The following is a 20,654-nucleotide window of genomic DNA, read 5'->3' as shown; positions in this document are numbered from 1 at the left end:
TGCAATCTACTAAAAGTGTCGAGCAAATAGTAGAGGAGGCACATCGATGGCTTCTACAGACAAGATCGCACTTTTGGAGTTAATTCGCAAGATCGGATTAGAAGATGGTGATGTCGATTTTTTGAAGGAAGGGCTGAGAGTCCTAACCCAGGCGGTGATGGAGGCTGAAGTGAGCTCTTTGATTGGCGCTGAACGGTATGAGCGCAGTGAGAAACGCAGCAATAGCCGTAATGGTTACAGAGAACGGGAATGGGACACCCGTGTCGGAACGATTGATTTGCAGATTCCGAAGCTTCGGAAAGGAAGCTACTTCCCCAGCATGCTAGAGCCTCGGCGGAAAGCTGAGAAGGCGTTGCTGTCCGTTGTTCAAGAGGCGTATGTGCATGGTGTGAGCACCCGCAAGGTGGACGAGTTGGTTGAGTCTATGGGCATTCAAGGAATTAGCAAGAGTGAAGTATCTCGTATCTGCAAAGAGTTAGACGAAGTAGTGCAGGAATTTAAAAACCGCCCACTTGAGGGGACATACCCATATCTATGGTTGGATGCGACATTCCCGAGAGTCCGTGAAGGCGGACGAGTTCAGAGTATGGCATTTGTAATTGCAATTGGCGTGCGAGACACCGGTGAGCGTGAGGTGTTGGGGTTTGACATTGGGACTAGTGAGGACGGCTCGTTTTGGCTGACATTCATCCGAAGTCTGGTTGCGCGTGGGTTGCGTGGTGTACAGCTGGTAATTAGTGATGCTCACGAAGGACTGCGCAGTGCGATTGGCTCTGCGTTGACCGGAGCGACCTGGCAGCGCTGTCGAGTTCATACAATGCGCAACATCCTCAGCCAGGTGCCTAGAGCGTCGCAACCGATGGTCTCGTCTATTGTCCGGACCATATTCGCTCAGCCAACACAGGAAACAGCCAAACAGCAACTGGATGTGGTTGTAGAGCAACTTCGTGGAAAGTTTCCAAAGGCGATGGATGTCTTGGAACGTGCAGAGGAAGACGTGCTAGCGTACATGGCATTCCCAAAGGAACACTGGAAACAGATATGCTCGACAAACCCGCTTGAGCGCTTAAATCGTGAACTCAGGCGACGCTTCGATGTCGTTGGTATCTTCCCGAACCGAGAGTCTGTCATTCGTCTAGGCGGAGCAATCCTCCAGGAACAGAACGATGAATGGATTGTAGCAAGGCGCTACTTTAGCCGAGAGTCAATGGCAAAACTCATGAGCACTCAAGAACCGCAATTACTGGCGCCAACGTCAGTTTTGCATAAATAGCCGACACGAAGTGGTTGCACTCAATTTACACCACTTGACGGGACACTACCCGGGCGACGTGGAACGGGTGAAACAATCATTCAAACATATGGTGTCTACTAGAGAGACGATGATCTTAGAGTTACAGTTAAAGCGTTTTACGAACGGCTGGTTGTGGGTGGAGGCTAGTGGCAAACCCGTGTTTGATGAAAGGGGAAACTTACTTCATTTTGTAATCGTTTCTAGGGATATTACAGAGAGAAAAATGTACGAGAAGAGGTTGGAACATTTGGCGTTTCACGATTCTTTAACAGGATTGCCCAATCGTCGAATGTTTCGCGACAGATTTCGACAAGCGTTGGAGGAAGCCGATCGGCATGGGCGCAAGATGGCCGTCATGTATATGGACATCGACAAGTTCAAGTCTATCAATGATACCTTGGGTCACGAAGTCGGCGATGAACTTCTTAGACAGTTTGCGCACAGAGTGCAAGCCTGCCTGCGGCCATATGACACGTTGGCCAGACAAGGTGGAGATGAATTTACGATACTGCTGCCTGAAATCACCGCACAGGAGGACGCAGTGTCAATCGCCAAGCGAATTCTTGCAGCCATTCAGGAACCTTGGGAAATCTCCGGCCAGGTGTTTCATACAACATCGAGTGTTGGCGTCGCTTTTTACCCGATGGATGGAAGCACCAGGCACGAACTCCTGCGGCACGCAGATGAGGCGTTATACGACGCCAAGAAAGATGGGCGAAATACAATCAAGGCGTACGCGATGCGGGGACACCAGAGTTCGAATGGGTAAGTTAGATTAGCCAAATGGAAGAATCCCCGCCGCCAATTGCGAGATTGGTGTGCGGGGATTGTGCGTTTGTCTGATGTTATGGTTGAAACGTTACGCCGGTCATAGACTCGCTGAGTTGCCAGAGGCGTTCGGCAAAGTCGGGATCGACAGCCCATGGAAACACGCCCGATGAGGCATGGATTGTCCCGTCGAGGGCTTCCTTAGGAACAGGGCGCGCGATGTCGACATCCTCGCAGTAGACGCCGCCTTTTCCGTCCAATTGCCGGCTTGTCGCACACCAAACGCTTGTCGCCGCGCCTTGTTCAGGGGTCTTGAATTTCGCATTTGGGTCGCTCGTGGCGGCATTCATTTCGTCTTCTGACATATAACGCACCAAATCGGTCATGATTCTGCCTGGATGGACAGAGAAGGCGCGAACGCCATGTGCGTAGCCACGTCTGTCCAATGCGACAGCAAATAGGGCGTTGGCTGATTTGGATTGGCCATACGCCTTCCACTTTTCGTACGCCCTGTGCTCGAAGTTAGGATCTTCAAAATCAACGCTTCCGAAGCGAATTCCGGCTGATGAGACCGAGACCACGCGTGCGCCTCTCGCTTGTTTCAAGGCTGGCCAGAGCCGCGCCGCCAGCTGGAAGTGTCCTAAGTGGTTGATGGCGAATTGGGATTCGTATCCGCGCGCATCACGCGTGAGTGGGGGGACCATAATCCCTGCATTGTTGATAAGGATATGCAGCGGGCGTCCGGTGTCGAGAAAGCGTTGTGCAAATGCGTCAATGGAAGCGGGATCAATCAAATCTAGTTCCTCCAGCTCGACGCGAGGAATATTTGCAATCGCCGACTGCGCTTTTTCTATCGTGCGCGCTGGAACGATCACGGTCGCGCCCGCTTCGGCGAGTGCACGTGTCGTCTCCAGCCCCACACCGGAGTAGCCGCCGGTGACAATCGGTATCCTTCAATGACTTCCCGCGCGGTTGTGTGTGGACCAAAGCCGGATGGAATCGGCATTTGTGGCGTTACTTGATATGCGTTATCATATGCGTTATCCGTCATATTCTTCATCTCCCTGTAATTGCGAGCGATTCATGAGTTCTATAAAGTTCCCTAGCTTGTACTCCACAATGTCTAACGTGGCCTGCATTTCTGCCATCTCCGATTCAATTTTGCACTTGTGCTCATGCAGTAACTTGTAGCACGCCTCGTATTGATTCGCAGCGGTTAGCACCAAGTATTGCTTGATCTCCTTCAATGGCATATTGGTTCGCTTCAGGCGGAGGACAAAAATTAAACGGTCCAGGTGCCGCTGGCTGTACTCGCGTTGCCCATTGTGCTTCCGCTCAATGGGCGGCAGCAGTCCGATTTTTTCGTAATACCGGATGGTATCGTAGCTAAGCCCTGTCTGCTTCGAGATATCCGCAATCGTGTATGTGGGTTCCGTTGATGGGTCACTCCTTTGTTGTCTCCGACGAACGAGGAAATCTGTGTGTGTTCGTGTTGATACGCATGTTAGCCCATGGAGTAAACTCCATGTCAAGCGGATGTTTGTAGGGTGTGTTTGTCGCAGGTAGAGCTGGTCAGGGAGTCCTAGCAAGCGCTGCCGGTGCAGGCTCGCGGCATGTCTTAATAAGACATGCACGGGTAGATTGACCCTGATAAGGCATGAAAAATGCGCTAATCGCTGGGTTTTGCCGTTGGCGGGCAGCTTTTGAGTAGATTAGGGTATTTTTCGTGTCTTAAATCGACGGAATCGATGAAATGTTCGAAAATAAGGTAAATATCGTGCTCTAGCGGACATGTAGTACTTCTCCTTAAACGATTCAGACTGCTTCATGTCGAAGCGTTAGGTTGGCTGTCTCGCAGCATCCAATTGAAGGTAAATTATGAACCGATCTCGCTCAAGTAGTGGGGGCGGATTTTCTATTCACAATTCATTTGTTGATTATATTAAACGTGTATTTCAGTCTTATCAAAACCAAACTAAATAAAAGTTTTAATAACAAAAATAATGTTTGATAATATCAGAACTTTGTGCTACTATCAAATTGTCAGAAAGGATTTGAGTGGTTTGAAGTCTGTTCAAGATGAGTTTGGTTTTTTAAAGGAACTTATAAAGGGAATTGCACGTCAGTTTGGGAGTAATTGTGAGGTTGTGCTTCATGATTTAGAACGACCATACGAAAGCACGATTGTAGCCATTGAAAATGGTCATGTAACGAATCGGAAGGTAGGTGACCCAGGAACAAATTTAGGATTGGAATTGCTGCGAGGTAACGTCGAAAACGGAAATAAGTTCAACTATATTACACAGACAAAGGACGGGAGGTTATTAAGATCAACATCAATTTATATGCAAAATGATGAGGGAAAAACAATTGGTAGCATTTGCATAAATTTTGACATAACCGCCTTGACAATGGCTGAGAGAGCACTTCGAGAGATAACTGACTGTGATGTACAGCCTGAGTACAAAGAGACTTTCGTTAATGACGTGAACGAACTACTGGATACTCTGATTCAGGAAGCCCAGGACATCGTCGGTAAGCCTGTGGCGATGATGGCGAAGGAAGACAAAGTTGAATTTATTCGACATTTGGACCGAAGAGGCGCGTTTCTCATTAAGAAGTCTGGGGAACGAGTTTGTAGTTATCTTAATATATCGAAGTTCACTTTATATAACTACTTAGGTAGCCAGCAATCTCATTGATCTTGATGTTTAGTCGGTGTGTGATTGGAGGAATTGAATTGCTAGTGTCAGAGAGGTTAAAACAGCTTGGAATTACGTTACCTCCCCCACCAAAAGTGGTAGCGGCTTATGTGCCAGCCATCACTGTTCATGACTTAGTTTATACGTCTGGAAATGATTGTCGAGTAAACGGTGAACTAATGTACAAGGGGAAAGTTGGGCTAGATCTGACTCTAGAGGAAGGACAAAGAGCTGCGCGTCAGACGACGATAAATCTCCTGGCAGTCCTGCAAGAGCACCTGGGAAGTCTAGATAAAATAGAACGGATTGTGAAATTACTCGGTTTCGTTAATAGTGCTCCAGGGTTCGTTGAACAACCACATGTCATGAACGGTGCGTCAATGCTCCTTGAAGATATTTTTGGAGCAAAAGGGAAGCATGCTCGTTCTGCGTTAGCAGCACCAGAGTTACCATTTAATACGCCTGTTGAGATAGAAATGATTGTACAACTCAAGCAAGGGATTTAGGGGAGGTGTGAAGATGTACGATGTTTTGATTCGCGGTGGAATGATAGTTGATGGAACAGGTCGCCAGCGATACGTTGGCGACATTGGTATCTCCGGCAATCGAATTGAAGCAGTGGGAAGTAGGCTTGATGGAGCCGCCATTGAAACAATTGATGCAAAAGGGCTTGTCGTGTGTCCAGGCTTTATCGATGTGCATTCGCATGACGATTTAGCCATCTTGCACGACGAAGAGTTGCCGTTTAAATTGCGACAAGGTGTGACCACAACCATTATAGGGAATTGCGGACACAGCATTGCACCGATGCCAGATGATTTCGAGCTGCGTGAGGGCTTGAGACAATACATGGAGCCAGTGCTAGGGCGTTGGGTATCCGCGTCCTCTTCGTTTGGATATTCTGAAATAATTGACTTTTACAACGACATTGTCAAAGTCAATAAAAGCGTCAATGTTGGAGCATTAGTTGGGCACGGACCGCTCAGAGTTCGGGTGATGGGTTTTTCGGATGCGCGCGCGACAACAACTGAAATTAAAGAGATGCAGAGATTGCTAAGTAACGCTATGGAAGCAGGGGCCTTGGGATTGTCCCTCGGCTTGATGTACGTACCAGGGTGCTATGCGGGAGAGGAGGAATTGAAGGCGCTAGCTGAAACGGTTCGTTTCTACAACGGTATTGTAACCGCTCACATTCGTGGTGAAGGAGATTTGCTTTTACCTTCGATTCGCGAAATGCTCGAGATTGCACGGTGCACAAAGGTTTCCATGCACATCTCGCATTTGAAGGCAGTGGGGAAAAAGAACTGGGGGACCATTGATGAAGCGATTGAGATGATTCGTGCGGCACGTCGTGAAGGCATTGATGTTACGTGTGACGCTTACCCGTATGCCGCGGGAAGTACAACGCTACTCTCGTTACTTCCACCATGGGTCCTACAGGGTGGTGTTCAGGGTGTGTTGTCACGTTTAGCGAACAATGAAATACGGAGAAAGGTGCATGGTGAACTCGAGGTACAGGGGAGTGATTGGGAAAACGTCGCCTATATCACGGGGTGGGACCGCGTGATATTAGTATCAAGCCCTTCTCATACAGAATTTGAAGGTTTTTCCGTGGCGGAGATCGCGCGCAATATGTCTTGTACTGAAATTGAAGCGTATTTTCGATTGATAGAGGTAAATAACGGTACGGGTACGATTGTGATTCATCACATGGATGAACGTGATGTGGAACGGGTATTGGCATTCGAGTACACAGCCGTGGGAAGCGATGGATTGCCGTCAACAGAGGGGCATCCGCACCCCAGACTCTATGGAACGTTCCCTAGGTTTGTGTCCAAATACGTTCGTGAATCTGAGATTTTAACGCTTGAGCAAGCAATTCAAAAGGCAACGAGCTTTACCGTGGACAGATTCAAACTTGGTGAGCGTGGTCGTATTCAAATTGGTTCAATTGCAGACATTGCAATATTTGATTACGACAAGTTCGAGGATGTCGCAACGTATGAAAAGCCCAAACAGTTTACGCGAGGGCTGCGGCACGTACTGGTTAACGGCAGACTTGTTGTGCACAACGGAACGATTGTCGGTGAACATCCTGCACAATTTATCAGGCGATGCACGAATTGAATGGGGTGAAGGAGGATATATATGAGGCAAAGAGTAGGCTCAATACGCTGGGGTATAGCCGTATTGCTAGGCATAGGGGTTGTGATTAATTATTTTGATAGGACAAATATCTCTGTCGCTACAAAACCACTAATGCAGGCTTATCATCTGACTCCGGGGCAAATGGGCATCTTGTTGTCAGCTTTCGGATGGTCGTACTCATTTCTCCAAATTCCTATTGGAGTCATTCTCGACAAAATTGGCGTGAAATGGCTTGTGCGCGTGACGACTATTCTGTGGTCGCTTGCCACCTTTATGACTGCAATTGTTAGTGGAATGGGACTCATATTGCTCTCACGCGTACTCTTAGGTGCCGCTGAGGCCCCTTCCTTCCCTAGTAACGCGAAAGCGGTAGGATACTGGTTCCCCTTGAAAGAAAGAGGTCTCGCAACATCAGCATACGATGCTGCCGCGAAATTTTCGAATGTGGTCGGGGTGCCATTAGTAGCATTTATTGTCGTGGAATGGGGATGGCGAGGTGGGTTCTATGCAACAGCCATTCTAAGTCTATTGTACGCCGGTGCATTTTGGATTTGGTACCGAGATCCAAAGGAAAAAAGGTCTCTCACAGAGTCAGAACGCCAGTATATTGCTGAAGGTGGTGCACAAGATGAAGGGAGTGCGCCAGGAGGCATATTAAGGAACCTTGGCTATTTGTTAAGGAATCGGAAAGTTTGGGGATTGACCATTGGATTTGCGGCATATGACTATGCGTTTTACCTTTTCTTAACGTGGCTACCTGGATATTTGGAAACACAGATGCACATGACAGTTCTCAAGACAGGTCTATACACAATTATTCCTTGGGCGTTCGCAACGGTAGCAGACTTATTTGCCGGATGGATCACAGATTTTTTCATCAAACGCGGCTATCATCCTTCCAAAACTCGTAAAACGCTGATCAGTATTGGTATGATATTGGGCTTAGCAGTCATTGGTGCAACGTTTACTCGAAACCCCGGCGTTGCGATTGTGTGGATCACAATCGCGCTAAGCGGCTTATCCTTCGCAGCTCCAATCGGTGGAAGTTTACCGTCTATTGTGGCACCAAAGGGTACTGTCGGCACTGTACTAAGTATCATGAATTTTATTTCGAATGTTATGAGTATATTGGCACCGATAGTGACTGGATTCATCGTTGGTGGAAGCGGATCGTTCGCGCCAGCATTCATCGTAGCTGCACTTGTCGTTCTAATCGGGATATTTTTCTATCTCGTGGTCATGGGAGAAATTTCGCCCATTCAATCGCCGTTCATTAATCGTACGCCTGATGATCAAGTCCGTGCGGGATTGTAGTAAAGAACTTTTCGAGTGAAGTATGGAGGCGTTATGATTGGAGACCCCATGTCTGGTAATTGATTCGGATAAATTGCTAAACAACATTCGTCGCATGGCAGACGTCGCTTCTCGAAATAATGTTCGCTTACGGCCACATGTGAAGACGCATAAGATACCACGGATTGCTCAACTTCAGTTAGCGAATGGCGCTACGGGTATTACCGTTGCGAAAGTCTCCGAAGCCGAAGTTATGTACGCCGGGGGAATCAGGGATATTTTTATCGCTTATCCCTTGGTAGTAGAATCTAAGATAGCTCGGGCGTTACATTTGGCAAAACTGATGGACTTAACATTGGCTGTGGATAGTTTCGTTGGAGCAAGGCAGCTATCGGAAGTTGCGAAGCGTCACAACCAAACACTTAATGTGCGACTCGAGATTGATACTGGGTTACATCGAACAGGTGTCAAATATGATGAAGCAGTGAAATTGGCAATTGCAATCAGTAAACTTGATAGGCTAAAACTCACTGGTATTTATACGTATAGAGGTGCACTGTTAGGAGAATTGCCAACTTTAGATATGAGAGCTGCAGGTTTTGAAGAAGGTAGACTCATGTCGGACTTGGCTCGACGGATACGAAAGGCGGGTGTAGATATATCCGATGTAAGTGTAGGTTCAACACCTACGGGGGCCTACGCCGCGGAAATCGATGGAGTGACAGAGATTCGTCCGGGAACCTATGTGTTTGGAGACCGAATGCAAGTTGCCCTTGGATCCCTATGCTTAGAGGAGTGCGCAGCATATATCGTCACGACTGTTGTAAGCAGGCCATCTGATGATTTGGTCGTTATTGACGGAGGCAGCAAGACGTTTGCAACTGATGTTCAGCCAGGGGTTTCGCCCCTTTATTTAAAGGGATTTGGTGAAGTAGAGTCCTACGGTGAAGCAGTTTTTGAACGATTGACCGAAGAGCATGGCATGATTCGTGTTCCCAGAGACTGTCCCATCTCAATTGGGGAGCAAATCAGGATTATTCCCAATCACATCTGTAGTACGGTGAACTTGCATAACTCTGCCTTGTTGAAAAAAGATGGACAATTTGAAAGGATAGAAATTGCAGCTCGCGGAAAGTTAGAGTAACAGTTTGGGGTAAATAGGATATATTCGTGGTGTGGTTGCTGAATGGTCTCTTAGACACACGATGTGAGCCACGGTTGAACGTGACCCGGTAGGGAGAATAGGAATGGAATCAGGGGTGCCCCGGCCGTATTTGAGGGGCACTTTGTCTTTTAGTGCAGTCTCTGTACACTACACTTCGTTGTACATAGAGCTGGTCAGGGAGTCCTAGCAAGCGCTGCCGGTGCAGGCTCGCGGCATGTCTTAATAAGACATGCACGGGTAGATTGACCCTGATAAGGCATGAAAAATGCGCTAATCGCTGGGTTTTGCCGTTGGCGGGCAGCTTTTGGGTAGATTAGGGTATTTTTCGTGTCTTAAATCGACGGAATCAATGGAATGTTCGAAAATAAGGTAAATATCGTGCTCTATGGAGGGATCGGATCCTGTCTATATCCACTCAGGATGCGCCAGTTGGCAGACACAGAGCGATTCCACCGTCTGGTCAACCGTGCATAGCAAGCATATCCGTTGCGACCTCGGCATTGATGTACATGTCCGTTCAACAGCGCGTTTTCTATCCGCAACAAATCGTAACTTTTCTTATTTACACGTGACGAGGAACCTTGTAAAATAACGAATCGTAATCATTTCGATTTAAAACCGGAGGTTTCAGTGTGAATAAAACGCAGGATTGCACAGCGACAGCGTTGATGGGCCATGTATATGACGTGGTTATCGTTGGTGCCGGTGCGGCGGGTATTGGTGTTGGCATCGTGCTCTCTCAATTGGGCGTTAACAATTTCGTGGTCGTGGAGGGGGAAACCGTTGGAGCGTCGTTCAAAAAATGGCCACAAGAAACGCGCTTTATTACCCCGTCGTTTCCAGGGCAAGGGTTTGGCGCACTCGACTTGAACGCGATTGTGCCAGATACTTCTCCTGGTTATACGCTCGCGACGGAACATATGTCCGGCGCGGAATATGCTGAATATCTCCATGCGGTGGCGGAGCATTTTGACATCCCCATCTGCGAACATACATATGTTCGGCGCGTCGATAAGTCAGGGGAAGTGTTTTTATTAGAGACCAGTCAAGGGCTTGTCGAAAGTCGATTTGTGGTTTGGGCGACAGGGGAGTTTCACTACCCGGAGGACGCTGCATTTCAGGGTGCTGAAGTGTGCCTGCACAGTAGTCGTGTGGCGAGTTGGTCCGCGTTGGCAGGAGATGATTATTTGATCATCGGCGGAAACGAGAGCGGCATGGATGCCGCTTATCATCTCATTCAGTCGAGCAAACGGGTGATACGTTTCGGATTTACTTTGAAAACGGCGAGACTTGGCTGCGCCCGACGCAACCTATCTGTGCGACAGGGTTTCGCGGTGGACTGTCTGTCATTGCTGAGCATTTCGAATGGTCAGCGGGTGAGACGGTGACACTCAGTTCACGAGATGAGTCCACGAAGACAGCCGGATTGTTCGTGGTGGGTCCCTCCGTTCGGCACGGCAATGTCATCTTGTGCTTCATATATAAATTTCGGCAACGGTTCGCCGTCATTGCCGAGGAACTTGTCAATCGCCTGGGTATCCCTTTGGAGACTTCGGTGACGGAGTATTATCGCCGCAACAATATGTACTTGGACGACCTTACCTGCTGTGAGGTGAGGTGCGAATGCTGAATGCGGAACTCACAGCGGTTTTAGTGGGGATGGAGTCGGCCGGGAAGTCGACCATTTTCTCCAAGTTGACCAACTATGTTACCGGTGAGGAGGTTAACTTTCGCGGATCGACCGTCATGTGTCGTCGCGCCGTCATTCATGGCACGAATATTACCATCATCGATACGCCGGGCATTCGTCACCAGTCAGATAGTGAAACCACGAGAATGGCCTTGAATGAAGCGCGTCAGGGTGACGTGATTGTCTTTGTGATTCGGGGAACCCATGCGGCGTTTGAGTTGAAGATGTTGTCTCGCGAACTTGCGTATCATCGACATCGCGTGGCGGTCATCCTCACGTTTGAAGACAAAACGCCGATTTCGTTTTGCCGCGCCGTGGAACAGTTTTGCCAAGCCCATGGCGTTCCATTTGTCTCTGTCGATGCGCGTGCATTTGAGCACCGCAAACATGCGCTAATCGTACAGGCGGTGCGTTCTGCCAAATTGCTCACGCATCCGTTGCACGAGATATTTGCACTGGATTTGGCCAATGTCGATCCGCCGAATACCCTACTAGAACACACAAAAGTGGGCCCGTGGCTCGCACTGATACTGACGATCTTACTATTTGGGGTTCCGGTAGTTGCGGCCTACCTTTTCGCCAGTGTGACACAGCCCTATTTGGATACGTGGATTTTGAATCCACTTCGGGGGTTCATGCAGGCGCAACGGTGGTGTCCCGTCAAGTGGTGTAAATTGAGTGCAACCACTTCGTGTCGGCTATTTATGCAAAACTGACGTTGGCGCCAGTAATTGCGGTTCTTGAGTGCTCATGAGTTTTGCCATTGACTCTCGGCTAAAGTAGCGCCTTGCTACAATCCATTCATCGTTCTGTTCCTGGAGGATTGCTCCGCCTAGACGAATGACAGACTCTCGGTTCGGGAAGATACCAACGACATCGAAGCGTCGCCTGAGTTCACGATTTAAGCGCTCAAGTGGGTTTGTCGAGCATATCTGTTTCCAGTGTTCCTTCGGGAATGCCATGTACGCTAGCACGTCTTCCTCTGCACGTTCCAAGACATCCATCGCCTTTGGAAACTTTCCACGAAGTTGCTCTACGACCACATCCAGTTGCTGTTTGGCTGTTTCCTGTGTTGGCTGAGCGAATATGGTCCGGACAATAGACGAGACCATCGGTTGCGACGCTCTAGGCACCTGGCTGAGGATGTTGCGCATTGTATGAACTCGACAGCGCTGCCAGGTCGCTCCGGTCAACGCAGAGCCAATCGCACTGCGCAGTCCTTCGTGAGCATCACTAATTACCAGCTGTACACCACGCAACCCACGCGCAACCAGACTTCGGATGAATGTCAGCCAAAACGAGCCATCCTCACTAGTCCCAATGTCAAACCCCAACACCTCACGCTCACCGGTGTCTCGCACGCCAATTGCAATTACAAATGCCATACTCTGAACTCGTCCGCCTTCACGGACTCTCGGGAATGTCGCATCCAACCATAGATATGGGTATGTCCCCTCAAGTGGGCGGTTTTTAAATTCCTGCACTACTTCGTCTAACTCTTTGCAGATACGAGATACTTCACTCTTGCTAATTCCTTGAATGCCCATAGACTCAACCAACTCGTCCACCTTGCGGGTGCTCACACCATGCACATACGCCTCTTGAACAACGGACAGCAACGCCTTCTCAGCTTTCCGCCGAGGCTCTAGCATGCTGGGGAAGTAGCTTCCTTTCCGAAGCTTCGGAATCTGCAAATCAATCGTTCCGACACGGGTGTCCCATTCCCGTTCTCTGTAACCATTACGGCTATTGCTGCGTTTCTCACTGCGCTCATACCGTTCAGCGCCAATCAAGGAGCTCACTTCAGCCTCCATCACTGCCTGGGTTAGGACTCTCAGCCCTTCCTTCAAAAAATCGACATCACCATCTTCTAATCCGATCTTGCGAATTAACTCCAAAAGTGCGATCTTGTCTGTAGAAGCCATCGATGTGCCTCCCTACTAATTGCTCGACACTTTTAGTAGATTGCACTCGATGGCTTTTTCGTCAAGATCTAGCCGTGGAATTTACACCACTACCTAAGACTCTAACGGCGCAACCGCACTGGTTACAAGTATTCTCGGTCGGGGATTACGGTTTGCTCACACTCGGACCGTATTCGTTTTTATGGGCATTTCCTGTTGTTGTTTTTATCGGTATCAGTGTAGCTGTGACGGAAGAGATGGGGCTGAAGGATAGAATCACGGATGCCCTTGACCCGTGGCTTCAGAAAGTCGGGTTGGAGGGGCGAGATCTCATTCCTGTTCTCACAGGGTTTGGTTGTAACGTAGTTGGTGTGCTTCAGAGTAGAGCTTGCGGCCAATGTACGCGTCGGCAGTGTGTGTCGCTTATCTCATACGGATCCGCCTGTAGTTATACCATTGGCGCGACACTGTCCTTATTCAATTCGGCAGGCCGACCGCTGTTATTTCTGCCTTATATTTTCGTTGTGTTTATTGTGGGTGCAGTGCACACGAGAATCTTCAATCGGAAAACGGTAAAATTGCCGGACGCACCCCGAAAAACGTTCCTTCAGCGCCCCACGTGGAAAGGGATTGGGTTTCGGGTTCGAGCGATTGTCAAACAGTTTATGTTACAAGCGATGCCGACATTTCTGCTCATCTGCATGGTGGCAGCGTTACTCGACGAACTCGGCATCATTCCATGGGTTTCATCGGTTCTGTCGCCTGCTTTCGTCCTATTTCATCTACCGGGATCGGTGGGGCCAGCTGTGCTCTTCTCGATGATTAGAAAAGATGGCATGTTAGTGCTCAACCAGCACGGTATACTTGGCGAATTGTCCATCGTTCAATTGTTTGTTGTGGTCTATTTAGCGTCCACGTTGTCGGCCTGTTTGGTTACGCTGTGGACCGTTGCAAGGGAGTTTTCGTGGCGATTCGCGTTACAGATTGCGGGAAAACAAGCTGTCACATCCATAGTGACTAGTGCGCTGTTGGCTTGGCTCGTGCCGTTTGGCAAACAAATTCTTTGACCGAATGATGGTATATCGCGAAAAGCATTGTCTGCTGCCGAGGTGAAGTACATGTTGAAAAAGAATCCTGCAGTCCCTGATTACGGGATTTATGCACCTTATGTCGTGAGGTACCTCTCCATCCTAGGAGCAATCCTCCTTATCTTTGGACTGTTCGGTGTTACATCACGCTACGGTCCCTGGATACAAGTGCAACATGTTCTCGGTAGGTGGATGCTGCTGGGATGTATCATTGTTATCTTGGAAGCTGCGTATATGGTATGGGGATCGAAAGTAGGAAATCGCAAAGAGCGGGATCGGGTGGTCGAGTTACTCGGTATAACAGGAGATGAACTCGCCCTCGATGTTGGCTGCGGCAGGGGGCTTATCCTGCATGCGATAGCAAAACGGCTCGGTTCAGGCAAGGCTGTCGGGATGGATATATGGAATTCACGGGATGTTTCCGGAAATAATCCGGCGGTGACCCTGGAAAACGCGAAATTGGAAGGGGTCGCAGACAGAATTGAGATTGTGAACGGCGATGCGAGGGCAATGCCGTTTGCGGATAATTCTTTTGATGCAGTCGCTTCGGGCCTGGTTATCCATAATATTTCTGGTGACGACGACCGTCGACGAGCCATTCGGGAGGTGTATCGCGTACTCAAACCTGGCGGACGATTCGCCATCCTGGATTTTCAGCGTACGAAAGTATACGCAGAGGAATTTCGCAAATGTGGGGCAATGGATGTGAAAATTCATGGTCCGCACTACGCCATGTTCCCACCTGTGAAAATTGTGTCGGGGAAAAAGGCCAAACGCTAGCAAAAAATGCGTTGCTTTGTCGCTCCGATAGATATGATGTTATGTCAAATTTAATAACAGTCGTTAGACCGATATACTTTTTCGTTGACATTTCTCAGGTAGGATCTATATATTCTTGTTATTCATGGGTAAATGGACCAGGACAGATGATATTATACAGATTATTGACTGACCTCAGCGGCTAGTTAAAATAGGTGAATGTCAAGTTAAGCGTCATAAAATTGTGATTACGCATATGTGGGCCGACCGGACAACTGGAGGCTAGAATTGCCACACCTGTGGTGATTCTAGCCTTTTGTTATTATTCGCTACTTATAAGGAGGATTTTACAATGAGCACAGTTGTACCGAACACGGAGTTTGAGGTGATTCCACTTACTGGACAAATCGGAGCGGAGATTCGTGGCGTGCAATTGTCTGCTGAACAGGATGAGGCTCAGATCCGTGCCATTCGTCAGGCTCTGCTCGAACACAAAGTCATCTTCTTCCGTGGTCAGAATCATCTTGATGATCTTACACATGAAGCATTCGCGCGTCGTTTTGGTCCTTTGTATGTACATCCCACAGTATCGGCTCGCAATGCAACCAACGCAATTTTTGAGCTGGACTCCGCGTTTGGGGGAGGTCGCGCCAACGCATGGCACACGGACATAACATTTGTAGATGCTTATCCGCAAATCTCTATTTTACGTGCAGTTGTGATCCCGAGCGCTGGTGGTGATACGGTTTGGGCAAATACTGCAAACGCCTATCGGACGTTGCCGCAAGAACTGCGCGATTTAGCCGATAAGTTGTGGGCGCTTCACACGAATGATTTCGACTATGGTGTGTACCAGGATGAACATCCTGAACAAGAGATTGAATTCCATCAAAAAGTTTTCATTCAACGATTGTATGAAGCGGAACATCCAGTTGTCCGTGTTCATCCGGAGACTGCTGAGCGCACACTTGTGCTTGGTCAATTTGTGAAAAGGATAGTTGGCTTCTCATCATCGGATTCCAGACGATTGGTGTCCATTCTACAAGATCACATTACAAGATTAGAAAATACAGTACGGTGGAAGTGGGCTGAGGGTGACGTAGCGATTTGGGACAATCGGGCGACGCAGCATTATGCGATAAACGATTATGGAGATAAACGCAGAGTTGTTAGAAGAGTGACGATTGCGGGAGATGTACCTGTCAGTGTTGATGGAAAGAAAAGTGTCCTGCGCAAAAATGGTGTCGCGAACAACGCGTCATTGGCGTAGTTGATTACTTCGCGAAGTCGACGAAAAGTGCACTGTTCGATAGAGGGAATCGTGTGCTTTTCGTCTCATGAAAATCGAGAGGTGACTTTTTTGTGCAATTGAAAACGGGGGTACAGCATCAGGATTCTGTACAGGTGTCTGCAGTGTCAGAGCTTTCATTCTCGCGGAGGAGTGATATCCGTAGGTTTTGGTCACTGAAGTTGCTACCTCTCGTTGTGCTTGTCGGTATGTTGGCTGCATGGGAATTGATGACGAAATTGGTTTCACCCATGGTCGTACCCTCACCTTGGATGGTGCTTAAGACGTTGGAAATGTTGCTGTCAGTCGGTTACGCGGGGCAACCTTTTTCGATGGACGTGTGGATAAGTACCGTCAGAATCGTCACCGGATTTGTTGTGGCAGTGGTGATTGGTATTCCGGTCGGAATGCTGATGGCAAGTAATGAGTTTGCCTTTCAAATCATTGACCCAATCCTTCAATTCATTCGACCTGTACCGCCATTGGCCTATATCCCTCTTTTGGTCGTCTGGTTTGGGATTGGAGAAGTATCCAAAGATATCTTGATTATGTTAGGTACAATTCCAATTATTATCATCAATACTGTAGCGGGCGTGCGAGCTACGCCGATTGAACGAATTCGCGTCGCCCAATGTCTAGGGGCCTCACGTATACAACAGTTTTGGTTTGTCATATTTCCTTCGACACTTCCAGCGGTGTTCACAGCCATGCGAGTAGCGAACGGTGCGGCTTGGACGTGCTTAGTTGCTGCAGAAATGATTGCTTCGTCTGCTGGGCTGGGGTGGTTAATTCAAAACGCTGGGCAGGAGCTGCAAATTGCCGTCATATTCGTAGGGATCGTTGCGATTGGCGTCCTGGGGTATTTGATGGAATTGGCGATTAGGCTGCTAGAGCGACTTGTGATACCTTGGAAAAATTAGGTTCGTCAACCGATAGAAAAGAGAGGAAGATTCATGAGTATGGCTCACCATAGGATTTGGAATTCGCGTGTTGCAGCCTCCATGATTGTTGGGGGGGTATCGCTGAGTTTGGTCGGATGTGGGTCAAACATCGTTAATCAGACGGCAACTTCGAATACGAATGGGTCTTCGGAGCCTACCATAACCATCGGATACATGTAAGCGTCAAACGCAGGACACATTGAAGGTAGGTCATTCGTCGTCATTATAATCAGAAATCCCCACCGGTTACGGCGGGGACTACTGTCGTGTTATGGAGTCTTTCTCCTTGAATGTCGCACTTCGTCCGGTAAGTTCCCAGCCCAAGGCAGCAGCGCGGCCAACGAGTCAGATTCATCGTCGGGGACGTTTGGTAGTTGCTCGAACAGATAGCACAGATATTGAAACGGGTCGAGTCCATTCTCTTTTGCAGTTTCCACGATACTGTATGTGATGGCGCTCGCTCTAGCTCCGCGCGGCGTATTGCTGAACAGGAAGTTCTTTCTCCCGATCACAAATGGCTTAATGGAACGTTCACCGCGGTTGTTATCGATCTCCAGATGGCCATCCTCAAGGAACACGGTGAGCTTACCCCATTGGCGTAGGCAATAATTCACTGCCTCTCCCAAGGCACTCTTTGGGAGTATGTTTTCCTTCTGGAATTCAAGCCATGGCAAAAAAGCATCCAGGACTGGACGACTTTGCTCGAGGCGCTGTTCGTACCGCTTCTCGGGAGTTATGTCTTTTAACCCACGCTCAATTTTGAAGAGACGATTGCAATATTCCAGTCCTTCCCTTGCAGCCACGGGCGTGTTCCGTTTGGATGCGGGTAAGGCCTTGATGGCCTCGTCGAATTTCCTTCGGGCATGACTCCAGCACCCTGACAGGGTCACATCCGGAATGTCCTCGTACCCTACGTAGCCATCCACATGGATGTATCCGTGAAATCCTTGGAGGAACCTTGTTGGATGCTCCCGACTGCGCGTCTCTTGGTAGTCGTACAAAACAATGGGTGGACCGTCCCGTCCACTGCGGTAGAGCCACATGTAGGACTTCGTATCTGCGGTTCTGCCGGATTCGTGAAGTACCTGCAGCGTTGTCTCGTCTGCGTGTAAGTACTTCCGTTGTAAGAGTTCCTGGTGCATCCGGTCGTATATTTTACTCAACCATGTCGTTGCACCGGCTAGGACCCAATTGGCCATGGTTTGTCGTGATAACGGAAAGCCCTGTCGCTCAAACTGTTGCTCCTGCCGATAGAGTGGCATCCCCTCGACGTATTTCTTACTCATGATGTAAGCCACTGCTGAGGCAGAAGCTAAGCTCCCCGGAAATGCCGGACGTGGCATGGAAGCTTTCACAACAGGGGTTTCAGTTTCATGCTTCTCACAATGACGACAGGCGTAGATATATTGAACATGCTCCACGACCTTCATCTGAGCCGGAATGATTTTTATCTCAGTTCGCGTTTCAGAACTCATTTCATGCATGGCGCCACCACAGCAGGAACACACCTGCTCCTCTTCGGGTAAGCGATACTCCATTCGCTCCACGGGCAGGTCCTTTAGGAGTTCATCACGCTGACCCGGACGTTTCTTTTTTCGCTTGTAGGTGATGGTTTCCATGGTGGGCTCTTCAAGCGTAGGTTCAGACTCGACTTCGGCTTCGTTAAACAACAGCGTCTGTACGGAGTCGGTCTTGGTCCGTTCACTAGACGCAGCAAAACGTTGGTGAGTTGCTTTGCGCAATTTCTCCTCAAGCCACTCTACCTTAGACTTGAGTTCGTCATTTTGCTGCTTAAGTATGGTGTTTTCTTGCTGCAAGGATTCAACCTGTTCGGTGGTGGAACTCTTTGGTTTCGCCATGCTATATATTTCGACATGCGAGCTAAAATCCCTTGTCACAAAAGAGATTACGGAACTTTTATTTTGCCACTGAGAGACTAGATGACCGTGCGCGCGGTTACCTTTTTATGAGCCTGTCGTTGGGTGATGGACAGTCCGTCTAGCAACCACCGCAACTGCTGCCGACTGACCGTAACCGTTTCGCTGTTCGTTACGTCCGGCCATTGAAAGCGACCACGTTCCAAACGACGATAATGGAGCCAGAATCCATTCGTATCCCACTCTAGGATTTTAAGCTTGTCTCGTTTTCGGTTGCAGAAAACGAAGAGGGAAGGCGAAAATGGACTGAGCTGAAAGACCTCTTGAACCAGGACTGCCAGCCCGTCGATAGACTTACGAAGATCTGTACTGCCGCTCGCCAAGTACACCCGTTGCTCTGAATTCGCCTCATGGATGAGCATCTGCCAAAGCCTGAACGACCTGTATGAACAGTTTGGTGTTGAAGCCCTCAGACACTTCAATCCTGGCTTGACCAACCTGAACAGTGAGCGCTTCGTTACTGCTCGGTTTAATGACTGATTCCATCTCCACTGAAAGCCAACGAACCTCTCCATTTGAAGGCTTTCGTCGATTCCCTCGAAGCTTGCTGGACCAGTAGCGAAAGCGATGAATATTGATCCCGTGCACCGCACACCAGACTGTAGCCGTTTGCCCACTGGACTCAAACTCGGTGAGGCGACTCTCCCATTCTTCACGTAGCTCGGTTCTTGACATGTACCTCACTCTCCTCAGTTTCATTTGAGGAGATTATCCCACCCAGAGTGTAGCCTTACGAGGTGTGCTGCGTTTTACGCTTACGGATACATGACAGGTGTTGATCCTGAAATGGTTGCAATTGCAGAAAACTTTTTTCCGAAGTACATGCATGCAAAAGTGAAATGGAAATTGTTTCCCTCTGGTCCTGCTGCACTCGCAGCGCTTGACTCAGGATCGCTGCAGTTTATGACTGAGATTGGCAATCCTCCAGTGGTCTCCGCAATTGCCCAAGGTGTGCCTTTGCAAGTGATATGGGCACAGGAACGCAATACAACTAGCGAAGGCTTAGCAGTAAAACAAGGTTCAGGAATTCAAACTTTGAAAGACCTGAAAGGAAAAACAGTAGCACTTGTTTTGGGGTCTTCCTCATCATTCGAATTCGATACGGCTCTGAAAGCTGCGGGAGTTTCTCCTTCTTCTGTCCATATATTGAACATGAGTCCACCTAGTATTGTTGCCGCTTGGAATACGGGACAAATACAGGCGGCATACACGTGGGACCCGTTTTTTACCTCGTTGGTTCAAAATCATGGAAAAGCGCTGATGTATGACCAAACAATATCCAATAATGCCCCGGTGTTCGCATTGTCTGTGGTCAATTCAAAGTGGGCTTCGACACATCAATCATTGGTAGATGGGTTTATTGAAGCACAGGAGGCAGGCGTTTCGTTCTATGAGAAGCATAAAACCCAGGCAATCGCTGATATGGCGAAGGAAGCAGGCATTTCTACAGCTGCTGCAAAACAGGAACTGGCTGGGAATGAAATCGACACGCCCTCCATGCAGTTAAGTCAGGATGCGCTCGGTGTTGGATCAGCCGTTTCGACGTCTTTGGTCACCAAATCTCTCAACTCTGCTGCACAATATTTGTATGCAAGTAACACGATACAGGAAATTCCATCTAATTTAGCGGACTATGTGAACCCAACATATGTGCAGGACGTGGCATCTCACTAGAGC

21 protein-coding genes are annotated in these 20,654 nt (G+C 48.7%); 15 read left to right on the top strand and 6 right to left on the bottom strand.

Annotation, left to right across the window (positions count from 1 at the left end):
- The first annotated feature begins 46 nt into the window (after positions 1-46).
- Together K1I37_RS13450 and K1I37_RS13445 are read left to right on the top strand one after the other, a co-directional pair.
- Entirely contained in the window at positions 47-1,273 is a 1,227-nt protein-coding gene (locus K1I37_RS13450; protein WP_206920083.1) for an IS256 family transposase, read from the top strand.
- A 10-nt stretch (positions 1,274-1,283) separates the two neighbouring features.
- Complete coding sequence (locus K1I37_RS13445; protein WP_272496355.1) at positions 1,284-2,063, top strand: GGDEF domain-containing protein; 780 nt, start codon at positions 1,284-1,286, stop codon at positions 2,061-2,063.
- 76 nt (positions 2,064-2,139) lie between these two features.
- Here K1I37_RS13445 and K1I37_RS13440 read toward each other — a convergent pair whose 3' ends face one another.
- Positions 2,140-2,982 (bottom strand): SDR family NAD(P)-dependent oxidoreductase, encoded by an 843-nt coding sequence (locus K1I37_RS13440; protein WP_021294739.1) that lies wholly within the window; start codon positions 2,980-2,982, stop codon positions 2,140-2,142.
- A gap of 120 nt (positions 2,983-3,102) precedes the next feature.
- Entirely contained in the window at positions 3,103-3,696 is a 594-nt protein-coding gene (locus tag K1I37_RS21560; RefSeq protein ID WP_021294740.1) for a MerR family transcriptional regulator, read from the bottom strand.
- A 429-nt stretch (positions 3,697-4,125) separates the two neighbouring features.
- Between K1I37_RS21560 and K1I37_RS13430 the strand changes: the two genes are divergently transcribed.
- The 8 genes from K1I37_RS13430 (at position 4,126) to K1I37_RS13395 (ending at position 11,776) form a co-directional block, all read left to right on the top strand.
- On the top strand, positions 4,126-4,764 hold the full coding sequence (locus K1I37_RS13430; RefSeq protein ID WP_021294741.1) for a helix-turn-helix transcriptional regulator: 639 nt from the start codon (positions 4,126-4,128) through the stop codon (positions 4,762-4,764).
- A 5-nt stretch (positions 4,765-4,769) separates the two neighbouring features.
- Entirely contained in the window at positions 4,770-5,270 is a 501-nt protein-coding gene (locus K1I37_RS13425; protein WP_051189297.1) for a RidA family protein, read from the top strand.
- Between the two features lie 13 nt (positions 5,271-5,283).
- Positions 5,284-6,891, top strand: a complete 1,608-nt coding sequence (locus K1I37_RS13420) for an N-acyl-D-amino-acid deacylase family protein (RefSeq protein WP_021294743.1) — start codon at positions 5,284-5,286, stop codon at positions 6,889-6,891.
- A 21-nt stretch (positions 6,892-6,912) separates the two neighbouring features.
- Positions 6,913-8,226 (top strand): MFS transporter, encoded by a 1,314-nt coding sequence (locus tag K1I37_RS13415; RefSeq protein WP_021294744.1) that lies wholly within the window; start codon positions 6,913-6,915, stop codon positions 8,224-8,226.
- 37 nt (positions 8,227-8,263) lie between these two features.
- The gene (locus tag K1I37_RS13410) at positions 8,264-9,349 is read left to right on the top strand and encodes an alanine racemase (RefSeq protein WP_021294745.1); all 1,086 of its coding nucleotides are present in this window, start codon (positions 8,264-8,266) and stop codon (positions 9,347-9,349) included.
- 653 nt (positions 9,350-10,002) lie between these two features.
- Positions 10,003-10,758 (top strand): NAD(P)-binding domain-containing protein, encoded by a 756-nt coding sequence (locus K1I37_RS13405; protein ID WP_021294746.1) that lies wholly within the window; start codon positions 10,003-10,005, stop codon positions 10,756-10,758.
- A complete protein-coding gene (locus tag K1I37_RS13400; RefSeq protein WP_236613805.1) occupies positions 10,665-11,000 on the top strand; it encodes an NAD(P)-binding domain-containing protein in 336 nt (111 codons plus the stop codon). The genes K1I37_RS13405 and K1I37_RS13400 overlap by 94 nt, the downstream gene beginning before the upstream one ends.
- Positions 10,994-11,776 carry a GTPase domain-containing protein gene (locus tag K1I37_RS13395; protein WP_242215913.1) on the top strand — a complete coding sequence of 261 codons (783 nt, stop codon included), beginning with the start codon at positions 10,994-10,996 and terminating at the stop codon, positions 11,774-11,776. Before K1I37_RS13400 ends, K1I37_RS13395 begins: the two co-directional genes overlap by 7 nt.
- Here K1I37_RS13395 and K1I37_RS13390 read toward each other — a convergent pair.
- Complete coding sequence (locus K1I37_RS13390) at positions 11,759-12,985, bottom strand: IS256 family transposase (RefSeq protein WP_206920083.1); 1,227 nt, start codon at positions 12,983-12,985, stop codon at positions 11,759-11,761. The two genes, K1I37_RS13395 and K1I37_RS13390, sit on opposite strands and share 18 nt — an antisense overlap.
- Before the next feature lie 74 nt (positions 12,986-13,059).
- Here K1I37_RS13390 and K1I37_RS13385 point away from each other — a divergent pair, with 74 nt between their 5' ends.
- The 4 genes from K1I37_RS13385 to K1I37_RS13370 all read left to right on the top strand — a co-directional run bounded on the left by K1I37_RS13385 (position 13,060) and on the right by K1I37_RS13370 (position 17,019).
- Entirely contained in the window at positions 13,060-14,031 is a 972-nt protein-coding gene (locus tag K1I37_RS13385) for a nucleoside recognition domain-containing protein (protein WP_242215912.1), read from the top strand.
- A gap of 54 nt (positions 14,032-14,085) precedes the next feature.
- Positions 14,086-14,832 carry a class I SAM-dependent methyltransferase gene (locus tag K1I37_RS13380; RefSeq protein WP_161624398.1) on the top strand — a complete coding sequence of 249 codons (747 nt, stop codon included), beginning with the start codon at positions 14,086-14,088 and terminating at the stop codon, positions 14,830-14,832.
- 331 nt (positions 14,833-15,163) lie between these two features.
- Positions 15,164-16,081 carry a TauD/TfdA dioxygenase family protein gene (locus K1I37_RS13375; protein ID WP_021298569.1) on the top strand — a complete coding sequence of 306 codons (918 nt, stop codon included), beginning with the start codon at positions 15,164-15,166 and terminating at the stop codon, positions 16,079-16,081.
- A gap of 92 nt (positions 16,082-16,173) precedes the next feature.
- Positions 16,174-17,019: an ABC transporter permease gene (locus K1I37_RS13370; protein WP_021298570.1), complete on the top strand. Its 846-nt coding sequence runs from the start codon at positions 16,174-16,176 to the stop codon at positions 17,017-17,019.
- 290 nt (positions 17,020-17,309) lie between these two features.
- Here K1I37_RS13370 and tnpC read toward each other — a convergent pair whose 3' ends face one another.
- From tnpC to tnpA, 3 genes are all read right to left on the bottom strand, one after another.
- Positions 17,310-18,899, bottom strand: a complete 1,590-nt coding sequence (gene tnpC, locus K1I37_RS13365) for an IS66 family transposase (protein ID WP_242215911.1) — start codon at positions 18,897-18,899, stop codon at positions 17,310-17,312.
- A 77-nt stretch (positions 18,900-18,976) separates the two neighbouring features.
- Positions 18,977-19,339, bottom strand: a complete 363-nt coding sequence (tnpB, locus tag K1I37_RS13360) for an IS66 family insertion sequence element accessory protein TnpB (protein ID WP_021295534.1) — start codon at positions 19,337-19,339, stop codon at positions 18,977-18,979.
- Positions 19,326-19,652, bottom strand: a complete 327-nt coding sequence (gene tnpA, locus K1I37_RS13355) for an IS66 family insertion sequence element accessory protein TnpA (RefSeq protein ID WP_206917310.1) — start codon at positions 19,650-19,652, stop codon at positions 19,326-19,328. The genes tnpB and tnpA overlap by 14 nt, the downstream gene beginning before the upstream one ends.
- Before the next feature lie 90 nt (positions 19,653-19,742).
- Between tnpA and K1I37_RS13350 the strand changes: the two genes are divergently transcribed.
- On the top strand, positions 19,743-20,651 hold the full coding sequence (locus K1I37_RS13350) for a taurine ABC transporter substrate-binding protein (protein WP_051189405.1): 909 nt from the start codon (positions 19,743-19,745) through the stop codon (positions 20,649-20,651).
- The last annotated feature ends 3 nt before the right edge of the window (positions 20,652-20,654 follow it).

It is taken from the genome of Alicyclobacillus acidoterrestris, assembly GCF_022674245.1.
Taxonomy (GTDB): Bacteria; Bacillota; Bacilli; order Alicyclobacillales; family Alicyclobacillaceae; genus Alicyclobacillus; species Alicyclobacillus acidoterrestris.
This window is presented reverse-complemented; position numbering and strand designations above follow the sequence as displayed.